This is a genomic window from Kitasatospora sp. GAS204B (genome assembly GCF_029892155.1).
Taxonomy (GTDB): Bacteria; Actinomycetota; Actinomycetes; order Streptomycetales; family Streptomycetaceae; genus Kitasatospora.
The window spans coordinates 12481-24989 of the sequence record NZ_JARZAG010000013.1 but is presented as its reverse complement, the minus strand read 5'-3'; the positions used below and the strand labels follow the sequence as shown (position 1 = coordinate 24989).

The window sequence follows — 12509 nt, the reverse complement described above, 5'->3', positions numbered from 1 at the left end:
AGGCACTAGGTTCGACCTGTGTCCACCGCGCCTCCAGTCATCAGAACGGACGCCCTCACCAAGCGGTTCCCCGCCGTCACCGCGCTCGATCAGCTCACCGTAGAGGTGCAGCCGGGCGTGGTCGGACTCGTGGGGTCCAACGGGGCGGGCAAGTCCACGCTCATCAAGATCCTGCTCGGGCTCTCGCCGGCCACCTCGGGAAGCGGCGAGGTGCTCGGGCTGAACATCGCCACCGAGGGCTCGGCCATCCGCGAGCTGGTCGGCTACATGCCCGAACACGACTGCCTGCCACCGGACGTGTCCGCCACCGAGTTCGTGGTGCACATGGCCCGGATGTCCGGGCTGCCGGCCACCGCCGCTCGCGAGCGGACGGCCGACGTGCTGCGCCATGTCGGCCTGTACGAGGAGCGCTACCGCCCGATGGGTGGCTACTCCACCGGCATGAAGCAACGGGTGAAGCTCGCCCAGGCGCTGGTCCACGACCCGCGGCTGGTGCTGCTGGACGAGCCGACCAACGGCCTCGACCCGGTGGGCCGGGACGAGATGCTCGGGCTGATCCGCAAGGTGCACCGCGAGTTCGGCATCTCGGTGCTGGTCACCACCCACCTGCTCGGTGAGCTGGAGCGGACCTGCGACCACCTGGTGGTGATCGACGGCGGCAGGCTGCTGCGCTCCTCCTCCACCGCCTCGTTCACCGAGGTCACCCAGCTGCTCGCGGTCGAGGTGACGGACAACGCCGACGGCAGCGCCGATCAGCTGGTCCAGCAGCGGCTGGCCGCCGCCGGGTTGAGCGTCCGCCCCGACAGCGGGCACATCCTGCTGGTCGAGCTGGCGGGCGACGCCACCTACGACCTGATCCGGGACACCGTCGCCGACCTCGGGCTCGGCCTGGTCCGCCTGGAACAGCGCCGCCACAAGGTCGCCGAGATCTTCACCGAGCCGGCCGCCGAGCCGGCCGCCGAGCGGACTGCCGAGCGGACCGCCGAGCCGGCAGGGGACAGCCGATGACCAACCAGTCCGACTTCCCGGCGCTCACCGACGGTGCCGCCGCCGACGCCGCCCCCGGGGCCGCCCCCGACGGTGTCATCCACAACATCGGCTACCGCGGCTACCAGGGTCCTCGGCTCGGGCGCGGCTACGCCACCCGCTCGCTCTTCGTCCAAGGCCTGCGCGGCGCCTTCGGGTTGGGCCGCTCGGGACGGTCCAAGGTGCTGCCGATGCTGATGCTGGCCGCGATCACGCTGCCGGCCGCCCTGGTGGTGACGATCGCGATCAAGGGGGGCGAGGCCCAGCTCAGCACCGACTATCCGCAGTACCTGGCGAGCGTCGGCCTGCTCTTCGCGGAGATCTTCGTGGCCGCCCAGGCCCCGGTGCTGCTCTCCCGCGATCTGCGGTACGCGACCGTCCCGCTCTACTTCTCCCGCCCGATCGTCCGCGCGGACTACGTGCGGGCCAAGGCCGCCGCGCTGGTGGCCGCGATGCTGATCGTCACCGGCCTGCCGCTGCTGGTGCTCTACCTGGGCGCGCTGCTCGGCGGGATGGACTTCGCCCACAACACCGAGCACTTCGGCATGGGGCTGCTCGCCGCACTGCTCTACTCGGTGGTCTTCTCGGCGGTCGCCCTGGTGATCGCGGCGGCCACGCCGCGGCGCGGCTTCGGGGTCGCGGCGATCATGGGCGTGCTGGTGGTCACCGGGATCGTGGCCACCATCATCGCCGGGCTCTCCGCCGGCGGTCTGCGCAACGACGGGGCAAACGGGGCGACTTGGGCCTATCTGATCTCGCCGAGCTCGGTGGTGGATCGGTTCGTCAACCAGGTCTGCGGTCTGGCGTCCGACTCCCCGGGGACGCCCGGGATGCTCGGCGCGGCGGTCTTCGGACTGGAGATCGTCGCCCTCGTCGTCGGCGCCTACCTGGTGCTGCTGCGCCGCTACCGGAAGATCTGAGGGGTCGTCATGGCTGTCATCACCATCGACAAGGTCTCCCGCTGGTTCGGCAACGTGGTCGCCGTCAACGACGTCTCGATGTCGATCGGCCCCGGCGTGACCGGCCTGCTCGGACCCAACGGCGCGGGCAAGTCCACCCTGATCCACATGATGAGCGGCTTCCTCGCGCCCTCGGCCGGCAGCGTGACGCTGGACGGTGTGCCGATCTGGCGCAACCAGGAGGTCTACCGGGCGATCGGCCTGGTGCCGGAGCGGGAGTCGATGTACGACTACCTGACCGGCTGGGAGTTCGTGCTCGCCAACGCCGAACTGCACGGCCTGCCCGACCCGGGCGCGGCGGCCGCCCGGGCACTCGCCCTGGTCGAGATGGAGCCTGCGCAGCAGCGGCAGACCGGCACCTACTCCAAGGGCATGAAGCAGCGGGTCAAGATGGCCTCGGCGCTGGTCCACGACCCGGCGGTGCTGCTGCTGGACGAGCCGTTCAACGGCATGGACCCGCGCCAGCGGCTGCAACTCATGGAGCTGCTGCGCCGGTTCGGCGCCGAGGGCCGCACGGTGCTGTTCTCCTCGCACATCCTGGAGGAGGTCGAGCAACTGGCCCGGCACATCGAGGTGGTGGTCGCCGGACGGCACGCCGCCTCCGGTGACTTCCGCCGGATCCGCCGGCTGATGACGGACCGTCCGCACCGCTACCTGGTCCGCTCGAGCGACGACCGGCGGCTGGCCGCCGCGCTGATCGCGGACGGTTCCACGGCCGGCATCGAACTGGACTGGCAGGAACGGGCGCTGCGGATCCAGGCGATCAACTTCCAGGGCTTCACCGCCCTGCTGCCCAAGGTGGCCAAGGAGGCGGGGATCCGGCTCTACACCGTCTCGCCGGCGGACGAGTCGCTGGAGAGCGTCTTCTCCTACCTGGTCAGCTCCTGACTCGCTCAACCCTGTTCCAGAGTCTCCAGAAGTCCAGAAGTCCAGAAGTCCAGAAAGGCTGAACACCGTGAACCTGACCGTGGCACGGCTGACCGTACGCGGTCTCCTCGGCCGGCGGCGGGCGATCCTGCTGCTGGTCGTCCCGGTCCTGCTGCTGCTGATGGCCGTGGTGGCGAGCGCCTCCAGCACCGCCGACACCGACAAGCACGACCTGACCGTCAGCATCCTCGGCACGCTGGGGCTCGGCACCCTGGTCCCGCTGCTCGGGCTGGTGGTGGGCACCGGCGTGATCTCGACCGAGATCGACGACGGCTCGATCGTCTACCTGCTGGCCAAGCCGCTGCCGCGGCGGGTGATCATCACCACCAAGCTCGCCGTCGCCGTTCTCACCAGCTGGGTCTTCGCCGCCGTTCCCACCCTGATCGCTGGGCTGATCCTGGACGGCACCGCGGACCGGCTGGCGCTCGCCTACACGGTCGGCACCCTGGTGGCGGGCGCCGCCTACAGCGCGCTCTTCCTGCTGCTGGGCGTGGTCACCCGCAACGCGGTGGTGGTGGGGCTGGCGTACGCGCTGGTCTGGGAGAGCCTGGTCGGCAACTTCGTCAAGGGTGCCAGGACGCTGAGCATCCAGCAGTGGGGTCTGTCGATCGCCAAGACCATCGCGTCACCGGGCGCCATCACCGCCGATGTCGCGCTCGGCGCGGCCATTGCGCTGCTGGTGATCGTCATCGTCGCGACCACCGCCTTCGCCACGGTCCGGCTGGCCGGGCTGACGCTCAGCTCGGACGACTGACGCTTACGCCGGCCGGTTGCGGGGGCGGTGGGCACGGGTGTCCGCCGCCCCCGACTGCTACCCCCGTCCGCTACAGCGTCCGGTCCCGCCCGGCTCCCCAGCCGGCCACCGCCGCCACGCCCGCCAGGGCGAGCAGCACCACCAGCACCGCCGTCCAACTCCCGGTCAGCTGGTGCAGCGCGCCCCCGCCGACCGGGCCGGCGGCGGCGATCAGGTAGCCGACCGCCTGCGACATGCCGCCCAGCCGGGCGGCGCCCGCCGCGCTGCGGGTGCGCAGCACGATGAAGGCCAGCGCCAGGCCGAGCGAACCGCCCTGCGCCAGGCCGAGCACCGCCGCCGCGACCCAGGCACCGGAGACCGGTGCGAGCAGCAGCACCGTCACGCCGGCCGCGTTCAGCGCCGCCATCGCCACCGCGAGCCCGCGCTGGCGGGTCAGCCGGCCGGCCAGCAGCGGCACCAGGAAGGCGCCCACCACCTGCACCAGGTTGCTGAACGCGAAGACCAGGCCGGCCTGGTCCCGGCTCATGCCGTGGTCGGCCAGGATCGTCGGCATCCAGGCGACCAGGGTGTAGACCATCAGCGAGGAGATGCCCATGAACAGGCTGATCTGCCAGGCCAGCGGCAGTCGCCAGATCCCAGCGATCGGCTTCTCGGCGACCGTCCGAGCCGGAGCAGCGGCGACCCCTGCGGTCTCCCCGACCCCAGCGGCCCCGAAGGCCCGGTCCTGACGGGCCTTCAGCACCTGCGGCAGCCAGGCCACCGCCGCCACCAGCGCCAGCAGTGACCAGGCCCCGAGCGAGGCCCGCCAGCCGCCGCCGAGCGCGTGCTCCAGCGGCACCGAGCTGCCGGCCGCCAGGGTGGCGCCGACCAGCATCGTGGTCGAGTACACCCCGGTCATCGCCGCCGCCCGCTGCGGGAACTCGCGCTTGACCAGTCCGGGCATCGAGACGTTCAGCACGGCGATCGCCACCCCGATCACCACGCAGCCCGCGTACAGCGCCACCACCGAGGGCAGCACCCGCAGCAGCACCCCGGCGCCCAGCACCAGCACCGCCCCGAGCACCACCCGCTCGGTGCCGAAGCGGCGGGTCAGCCGCGGGGTGAGCGGCGCGCCGAGGCCCTGGAAGAGCACCGGCACGGTGGTGATCAGCCCGCTGACCGTGGTCGAGAGGCCGAAGGTGTGCTGGATCTCGCCGACCATCGGCGAGATCGCGGCCAGGCAGGCCCGCATGTTGAGCGCGACCAGCACGATCCCGGTCAGCAGCAGCGCCGGGTGGGCGAGCTTGGTACGGACACGGACGGCCGAAGTGGGCAGCGACTGCTGGGCCCGGGTGACGGACATGGTGGTGCCATTTCTAGGGAAACGGGGGGTGGCAGGGGGAGACGGGGGCCCGCTGTGGTGCGGGCCGGCGGCTGCCGACTACTTCCGCGCGGCGAACTCCGCGAGCAGCTGCTCGACCGCCGCGGTCGGCTCGGCGAGCAGGGCGCGGCAGGCGGTCTCGGCCCGCTCGGGGTCGCCGCTCGCGATCGCGTCGACCAGCGCCGCGTGGGTGGCCACGACCACCTCGGGCATCTCGTGGTCGCCGAACGCGGTGCGCATCGACTCGCGTACCGAGGCGCCGAAGTAGCGGTAGACCTCGGTCAACGCGGGATTGTGGGCGGCCTCGACGACCGCGGTGTGGAACTCCAGGTCATGCTCGACGGTGGCCTCGCGGCCGACCCGCTCCGGGTGTGCGGCGATCACCTCGGCCTCCCGGGCGAGCGCGGCCCGCATCCGGTCCAGGTCCTCGGGGGTGTGCCGGACGGCGGCCAGCCGGGCCGCCTCGGCCTCCAGCGCCGCGCGCACCTCCAGCACGTCGCGCACGCCGGAGCGCTGCACGCCGCGCAGCACGGCGGCGGGGTCGCTGGTGCTGCGCACGAAGGTGCCCTCGCCCTGCCGGGTGACCAGCATGCCCGCGTGCACCAGCACCCGGACCGCCTCGCGCACGGTGTTGCGGCCGACCTGCAACCGCTCGGCCAGCTCGTGCTCGGTGGGGATCCGCTCGCCGACCGCCCAGCTGCCCGCCGCCAACTGCGCACGGAGCTGCTCGATCGCGAGGTCCACCAGGGAGCGCCGACCGGCGGCCTGCAGGGAGCCGCCGCCGTTGCCCGTACCGCTACCGCTACCGCTGGTCACCCGCCACCTCCACCCGTTCGCCTGTCCACCCGCTGGCTTGCCCGGTCATCCTACAACCACTTGCCCGGTCATCCTACAAGTGCCCCTGTGGGCTGTGCATGCAGGTTGTGAGACCCACTTGCATGGTTAAGCAATAGTGCAAGTCAAGGCCCGGTCAAGGCATCGTGATGATCTCTCTATATGCTCCGCTGAAAGCGCCGGCGGAGAACCGATGGAGGGGAGTGCGGATGGCAGGCCAGAGGGCACGTTCGTCCGACCGCGACACTCCGCAGGAATCGCCGGCGGGCACCGGCGGCCGGGCCGCCGCCCGTCGTGCCCGTGCCCGGGCGCGACGCAAGCCGGCCAGTAGGAAGAAGATCATCGCCTGGACGGCGGCGGCCGCCGTGGTGCTGACGGCCTCCGCCACCGGCGCGGTCTATCTGAAGCTGACCGGCAACATCAAGAGCTTCGACCGGGCCGGCATCGCCCCCGACCGCCCGCCGGAGGCGACCCCCGACGCCAACGGCAACAAGCCGGTCAACGTGCTGCTGATCGGCTCCGACTCGCGCGGTGGCGGCAACAGCGACCTCGGCGGCGGTGGCGACGCCGGCGCCCGCTCGGACACCACGATCCTGTTGCACGTCTACGCCGACCACAAGCACGCGGTCGGCATCTCGATACCGCGTGACTCGCTGGTCGAGATCCCGTCCTGTCTGGTCAACGGCAAGTGGACCAAGCCGCAGCCGAACACCATGTTCAACGCGGCCTTCTCGATGGGGAACACCAACGCCGGCAACCCGGCCTGCACCCAGAACACCGTGGAGCACCTGACCGGGCTCCGGGTCGACCACACCCTGGTGGTCGACTTCGCCGGCTTCTCGGCGATGACCAGCGCGGTCGGCGGCGTCCAGGTCTGCCTGCCGAACGCCGTCTACCAGGGCGACCTGAACCCCAACCTCGGCCACAAGGGCGACCAGCTCTTCGCCAAGGGACTGCAGACCATCTCCGGCCAGCGGGCGCTGGACTACGTCCGGGTGCGGCACGGCATCGGGGACGGCTCCGACATCGGCCGGATGCAGCGTCAGCAGGCCTTCCTCGCCGCGCTGATCAAGAAGGTCAAGGGCCAGGGGATGAACCCCACCACCCTGCTGCCGCTGGCCGACGCCGCCACCAAGTCGGTGACGGTGGACCCGGACCTGGCCTCGGCCGACAAGCTGCTCGGCTTCGGGTTGTCGATGAAGAACATCGACCTGCACGACGTCAAGTTCGTCACCGTCCCCTGGCGCTTCGAGGGCCCCCGGGTGGCCTGGGTCGAGCCGGACGCGGACCGGCTCTGGGCCGCGCTCAAGGCCGACCGCACGCTGGACGGCCAGGACGCCAGCGGACAGCAGCCCGGCGCGGTGGCGAGCGGCGGCCCGAGTCCCAGCCCCAGCGCCGCCTCCATACCCAGCCCGAGCCCGAGCGCCGCGGTGGACGGCGCCGGCGCCAAGGTCATGGTCTACAACGGCACCACCACCAAGGGCCTGACCGGCGTGGCCGGCGCCAAGCTCAAGGAGGCCGGCTTCACCGTGACCGGCGCCGCCAACGCGGCCGCGCAGAACCACGACACCACGCTGATCCAGTACGGAGCCGGCGCGGTGACGGCGGCTCAGCAGCTGGCCCGGCTCTTCCCCGGCGCGACGTTGGAGAAGAGCGGGAGCGGGCTGGACCTGATCCTCGGCAAGGACTACGCGGCGGCGGCAGCCGGCGCCGCGGCGCCCAGCGGCTCGACGGCGCCGGCGGCCCAGCCTGCCCCGCTGCCCTCCAGCATCGCCGACAACGCCCGCTCGGCCGACGACGATCCGTGCGCCAAACTCAGCTACAACGGTTGACGGCTGACGATCCGTCAGCCGTAGAGTCGCTCCAGCACCGTCGCGACCCCGTCCTCGGCGTTGCTCGCGGTCACCTCGTCGGCCACCGCCAGCAGCTCCTGGTGCGCGTTGGCCATCGCCACCCCGTGCGCGGCCCAGTGGAACATCGGCAGGTCGTTGGGCATGTCCCCGAACGCGATGGTGTCGGCGGCCCGCAGCCCCAGCCGGCGGGCCGCGACGGCCAGCCCGGTGGCCTTGGTCAGGCCCAGCGGCAGCAGCTCGACGATCCGCGGCCCGGCCAGCGTGACGCCGACCAGGTCGCCGACGATCCCCCGGGCGGCGGCGGTCAGCTGATCATCCGTCAGTTCCGGGTGCTGCAGGAAGAGTTTGCTGATCGGCTCGGCGAACAGCTCGGCGCGGCCCAGCACTTGGCGCAACGAGAAGTCGCCCGCCGTCTCCAGCCGGTACGGGCCGAGGGCCAGCGCGGCGCCGTCCAGGCCGTCCTGGACGGCGGCCACGGCCAGCGGGCCGAGCTCCGCCTCCAGCTTGGCCAGCGCCAGTTGGCCGAGCATCCGGTCCAGGGTCATCGAGGTGAGCAGCTTGTGCGCGCCGGCGTCGTACACCTGCGCGCCCTGGCCGCAGACCGCGATCCCGGTGTAGCCGATCTCGTCGAGGACCGGGCGGGCCCAGGAGACCGCTCGCCCGGTGACGACGATGTGGACCGCCCCGGCCGCCGTCGCGGTGGCCAGGGCGGCGCGGGTCCGGTCGGAGACCGTCTCCGCGGGGGTGAGCAGGGCGCCGTCCAGATCGGTGGCGATCAGCCGGTACGGCAGCCCGGCGGTCACTTGACCGGGTCCAGCGTGGTCCGGCCACCCAGGAACGGGCGCAGCGCCTCGGGGAGCACCACCGAGCCGTCGGCCTGCTGGTGGTTCTCCAGGATCGCCACGATCAGCCGGGGGACGGCGGCCAGGGTGCCGTTGAGGGTGGCCAGCGGGCGGACCTTGCCCTCCTCGCGCATCCGGATCGACAGCCGGCGGGACTGGTACTCGGTGGTGTTCGAGGTGGAGGTGACCTCGCGGTACTTGCCCTGGGTCGGGATCCAGGCCTCGATGTCGAACTTCCGGGCGGCCGAGGCGCCGAGGTCGCCGGAGGCGACGTCGATCACCCGGTAGGGCAGCTCCAGCGCGTTCAGGAAGTCCTTCTCCCACTGGAGCAGGCGGCGGTGCTCGGCCTCCGCCTCCTCCGGGGTGGTGTAGACGAACATCTCGACCTTCTCGAACTGGTGCACCCGGATGATGCCGCGGGTGTCCTTGCCGTAGGTCCCGGCCTCGCGGCGGAAGCAGGAGGAGAAGCCGGCGTAGCGCAGCGGCAGCTTCTCGGCGTCCAGGATCTCGTCCATGTGGTAGGCCGCGAGCGGGACCTCGCTGGTGCCGACCAGGTACCGGTCCTCCTGCTCCAGGTGGTACACGTTCTCGGCGGCCTGGCCGAGGAAGCCGGTACCGTCCATGGCGGCCGGGCGGACCAGGGCCGGGGTGATCATCGGGATGAAGCCGAGGGCGGAGGCCTGGGCCATCGCCATGTTGACCAGGGCCAGCTCCAGCAGGGCGCCGGGGCCGGTCAGGTAGTAGGAGCGGGAGCCGGCCACCTTGGCCCCGCGCTCCATGTCGATCGCGCCGAGCAGTTGGCCGAGCTCCACGTGGTCCTTGGGCTCGAAGCCCTCGGCCGCGAAATCGCGCGGGGTGCCGATCTCCTCCAGCGTGACGAAGTCCTCCTCGCCACCGACCGGGGCGGCGGGGTCGATCAGGTTGGCCAGCGAGCGCAGCAGCCGCTCGGCCTCCTCCTTGGCCTCGCCCTGTTCGGCGTCGGCGGCCTTGACCTCGGCGGCCAGCTCCTTGGTGCGCTGGAGCAGGGCGGCCTTCTCCTCGCCCTGGGCCTTGGCGACCTGCTTGCCCAGACCCTTCTGCTCGTTGCGCAGCTCGTCGAAGCGGCTGCCCGACGACCGGCGGCGCTCATCGGCGGAGAGCAGGGCGTCGACCAGGTCGACGTCCTCGCCACGGGCGCGCTGCGAGGCGCGCACTCGGTCAGGGTCTTCACGAAGCAGACGAAGGTCAATCACGGGGGCAAGCCTACCGGGGCCGGACCCGGCTGGGGATAACTTATCGATCCCTGTGGATAACTCGCCTCACAAGATCCTTCGCCGCTATTTGTCCACAGGCCCGGGCTGGGCCCTGTGGATGACGGCCTGGCGCCGGATTCGGCACCCCCGAACCGGTGTTTTCGGGTTTCAAACCTCGCTTCGCGGTCCCGGCGGAGCGAATTCCACCACTCGGAGGGGTGACTTCTCTGCAGAAGGGTGACTCTGATGTGATCGGTCCCTTTTGGCGTGCTTACCGATGATCAGACCCGGCCTGGGAGTAGCTAAGCCGGTTTGTCGACTCATCCCCAGGTCTGTGGATAACCGGTGGATAACTACCGGGTAGCCCAGCCTGTGGATGGCGGAGCGGGCAGGTCACCGCCCTGTGGATGAGCCTTCTGGTCGCCTTTCGGAGAGATGTCCGAAAAGCGACGGGGAGGTGGCGTGGAACCGTCCGTCAGCTTTCGCCGCGGCCGTCCAGGCAACGCGCCAGCCAATCGGCGGCCCTGACGAAATCCTCGTCCGAAGAACCCGGACGGCGCGCCGTGGCGGCCCGCCGGTCGGCGCGCGGATAGGAGCCGAGGAACCGGACCTGCGGGCAGATCCGCCGCAGGCCCATCAGCGCCTCGGCCACCCGCCGGTCGCTCAGGTGCCCCTCGCAGTCGATCGAGAAGCAGTAGTTGCCCAGGCCCTGGCCGGTCGGCCGGGATTCGATCCGCATCAGGTTGACCCCGCGCACCGCGAATTCCTGCAGCAGTTCGAGCAGCGCGCCCGGGTGGTTGTCGCCGAGCCAGACCACCATGGAGGTCTTGTCCCAGCCGGTCGGCGAGGCGACCCGGCCCTGGCGGCCGACCAGCACGAAACGGGTGGTCGCGGTCGCGGCGTCGTGGATGTCGGTGACCAGCGGGTGCAGCCCGTAGAGCGGGGCGGCGAACTCGCCGGCGAAGGCGCCGTCCACCTGCCCCTCCTGGACCAGCCGGGCACCGTCCGCGTTGGAGGCGGCCGCCTCCCAGTCGGCCTCCGGCAGGTGGGTGCCCAGCCAGCGGCGCACCTGCGGCTGCGCCACCGGGTGGCTGGTGACGGTCTTGATGTCGGCCAGCTCGGTGCCGGGGCGCACCAGCAGCGCGAAGCTGATCGGCAGCAGCACCTCGCGGTAGATCATCAGCGGCGAGCCGAAGGCCAGCTCGTCGGCGGTCGCGGTGACCGCGCCCTCCACCGAGTTCTCGATCGCCACGAAGGCGCCCGCCGCCTCACCGCCGCGCACGGCGTCCAGCGCGGCCTGCACCGAGGTCAGCGGCACCAGCTCGCGGGTGGCCGCCTCGGGCAGGGTGTGCAGCGCCGCCTCGGTAAAGGTGCCGGCCGGCCCCAGGTAGGTGTAGCGGGTCGCCGACATTCCGCGCCTCCGTGAGCTCGAGTTCGACCGGTACCAGACCTGCCACCATAGCCACTTCGGCGCCCGCGCGGCGCCGCGGTCCGGTCAGTGGTCCGATCACCCCTCCAGCAGCGCCTGTCCCAGGTACCCTTCGCCGCCCGCCACACCGGGCGGCACCGCGTACAGCCCGCTCGCCTCGTGCCGCAGGAACCGGGAGAGTCCGTCTGCGCGGGCCAGCTTCTGCTGCACCGGGACGAAACCGCGCGCCGGGTCGGCCTGGAAGGCGAGGAAGAGCAGGCCGGCGTCCGGCGAGCCGTCCGGCAGCGTCCCGTCGGCGTAGGAGAAGCCGCGCCGCAGCATGGCCGCGCCACCGTTGGCGGCCGGCGCGGCCACCCGGATGTGCGCGTCGGCGGGGATCGCCAGGGTGCCGTCCGGGTTCTGCCCGGCGAGGTCCACCGCGGTGCGCTCGGTGCCGCCGGAGAGCGGTGCGCCGTCGGACTTGCGCCGCCCGATGACACGTTCCTGACGGTCCGTCGGCAGGTTCTCCCAGTCGTCCAGCAGCATCCGGATCCGCCGCAGCACGAGGTACGAGCCGCCGGCCATCCAGTCGGGGCCGGTGGCGAAGACCTTGGCGGCGAAGTCCGGGTCGGTCGGCTTGGGGTTGTTGGTGCCGTCCAGCTGACCCATCAGGTTGCGGCCGGTCATCGGCTCGGCGGTGGCGCCCGGGGTGCGGGCGAAGCCGGCCATCTGCCAGCGGACGGTGGCGGCGGGCGCCGCCTGCTGCTGCAGCACCCGCAGCGCGTGGAAGGCCACCAGCGCGTCGTCCGCGCCGATCTGCACCCACAGGTCGCCGTCGCCGCGGGCCGGGTCGAGCGCGTCCAGCGGGAAGGCGGGCAGCGGGGCCAGCGCGGCAGGCCGGCGGTCGGCCAGGCCCGTCCTGTCGAACAGGGACGGGCCGAAGCCGACCGTCACGGTCAGCGAGCTGGGCCCGGCGTCCAGCGCGATCTGGTTCTCGTGGTTGCCGGCCGGCTCGCCCACGGTCAGCCGGGCGATGGTCTGGGACCACTCCTTCAGCAGTCCCCGCAGCCCGGCGCGCCCGGCGGTCGGGGCCAGGTCGAAGGCGGCCAGCTGGACCCGGGCCTGCTGCGGCTGCGTGATCCCGGCCTGGTGCGGGCCCTGCCAGTCGACCCGGGCGGCGCCGAGCGCCGGCGGCCCGGACGGCGTCGCGGGGACCGCCGCCGCATGGGCCAGCGCCCCACCGGCGGCCCCGACGGCGAGCCCGGCGCCGGCCCCGCCGAGCAGCGCCCGGCGGGAGAAACCTGTCGTCGTCAT

11 protein-coding genes are annotated in these 12509 nt (G+C 72.1%); 5 read left to right on the top strand and 6 right to left on the bottom strand.

All coding sequences use genetic code 11. From position 1 onward, the window contains the following. The first annotated feature begins 18 nt into the window (after positions 1-18). The 4 genes from P3T41_RS19055 (at position 19) to P3T41_RS19040 (ending at position 3666) form a co-directional block, all read left to right on the top strand. Positions 19-1008 (top strand): ABC transporter ATP-binding protein, encoded by a 990-nt coding sequence (locus tag P3T41_RS19055; protein ID WP_280691148.1) that lies wholly within the window; start codon positions 19-21, stop codon positions 1006-1008. After that, positions 1005-1946 (top strand): ABC transporter permease, encoded by a 942-nt coding sequence (locus P3T41_RS19050; protein ID WP_280691147.1) that lies wholly within the window; start codon positions 1005-1007, stop codon positions 1944-1946. The genes P3T41_RS19055 and P3T41_RS19050 overlap by 4 nt, the downstream gene beginning before the upstream one ends. A gap of 9 nt (positions 1947-1955) precedes the next feature. Next, on the top strand, positions 1956-2873 hold the full coding sequence (locus P3T41_RS19045) for an ABC transporter ATP-binding protein (protein ID WP_280691146.1): 918 nt from the start codon (positions 1956-1958) through the stop codon (positions 2871-2873). 67 nt (positions 2874-2940) lie between these two features. Next, a complete protein-coding gene (locus P3T41_RS19040; RefSeq protein ID WP_280691145.1) occupies positions 2941-3666 on the top strand; it encodes an ABC transporter permease subunit in 726 nt (241 codons plus the stop codon). A 70-nt stretch (positions 3667-3736) separates the two neighbouring features. Here the strand turns inward: P3T41_RS19040 and P3T41_RS19035 are convergent, their stop codons facing one another. Beyond that, a complete protein-coding gene (locus P3T41_RS19035) occupies positions 3737-5008 on the bottom strand; it encodes an MFS transporter (RefSeq protein ID WP_280691144.1) in 1272 nt (423 codons plus the stop codon). 78 nt (positions 5009-5086) lie between these two features. After that, on the bottom strand, positions 5087-5842 hold the full coding sequence (locus P3T41_RS19030) for a FadR/GntR family transcriptional regulator (RefSeq protein WP_280691143.1): 756 nt from the start codon (positions 5840-5842) through the stop codon (positions 5087-5089). A gap of 227 nt (positions 5843-6069) precedes the next feature. On the opposite strand from P3T41_RS19030, the gene P3T41_RS19025 reads away from it, so the two are divergent. Continuing rightward, positions 6070-7692: an LCP family protein gene (locus P3T41_RS19025; protein ID WP_280691142.1), complete on the top strand. Its 1623-nt coding sequence runs from the start codon at positions 6070-6072 to the stop codon at positions 7690-7692. A 14-nt stretch (positions 7693-7706) separates the two neighbouring features. Here the strand turns inward: P3T41_RS19025 and P3T41_RS19020 are convergent, their stop codons facing one another. The 4 genes from P3T41_RS19020 to efeB all read right to left on the bottom strand — a co-directional run bounded on the left by P3T41_RS19020 (position 7707) and on the right by efeB (position 12509). After that, entirely contained in the window at positions 7707-8516 is an 810-nt protein-coding gene (locus tag P3T41_RS19020; protein WP_280691141.1) for an HAD family hydrolase, read from the bottom strand. After that, positions 8513-9787, bottom strand: a complete 1275-nt coding sequence (gene serS / locus P3T41_RS19015; protein ID WP_280691140.1) for a serine--tRNA ligase — start codon at positions 9785-9787, stop codon at positions 8513-8515. The genes P3T41_RS19020 and serS overlap by 4 nt, the downstream gene beginning before the upstream one ends. Before the next feature lie 475 nt (positions 9788-10262). After that, on the bottom strand, positions 10263-11198 hold the full coding sequence (gene pheA / locus P3T41_RS19010; protein WP_280691139.1) for a prephenate dehydratase: 936 nt from the start codon (positions 11196-11198) through the stop codon (positions 10263-10265). A 96-nt stretch (positions 11199-11294) separates the two neighbouring features. Further along, on the bottom strand, positions 11295-12509 hold the full coding sequence (gene efeB, locus P3T41_RS19005; protein WP_280691138.1) for an iron uptake transporter deferrochelatase/peroxidase subunit: 1215 nt from the start codon (positions 12507-12509) through the stop codon (positions 11295-11297).

Excerpts from the sequence above, each read along its gene's own strand:
- P3T41_RS19050 (WP_280691147.1), top strand. The coding sequence starts at position 1,005 with ATGACCAACCAGTCCGACTTCCCGGCGCTCACCGACGGTGCCGCCGCC.
- P3T41_RS19045 (WP_280691146.1), top strand. The coding sequence starts at position 1,956 with ATGGCTGTCATCACCATCGACAAGGTCTCCCGCTGGTTCGGCAACGTG.
- P3T41_RS19035 (WP_280691144.1), bottom strand. The coding sequence starts at position 5,008 with ATGTCCGTCACCCGGGCCCAGCAGTCGCTGCCCACTTCGGCCGTCCGT.
- P3T41_RS19025 (WP_280691142.1), top strand. The coding sequence starts at position 6,070 with ATGGCAGGCCAGAGGGCACGTTCGTCCGACCGCGACACTCCGCAGGAA.
- pheA (WP_280691139.1), bottom strand. The coding sequence starts at position 11,198 with ATGTCGGCGACCCGCTACACCTACCTGGGGCCGGCCGGCACCTTTACC.
- efeB (WP_280691138.1), bottom strand. The coding sequence starts at position 12,509 with ATGACGACGACAGGTTTCTCCCGCCGGGCGCTGCTCGGCGGGGCCGGC.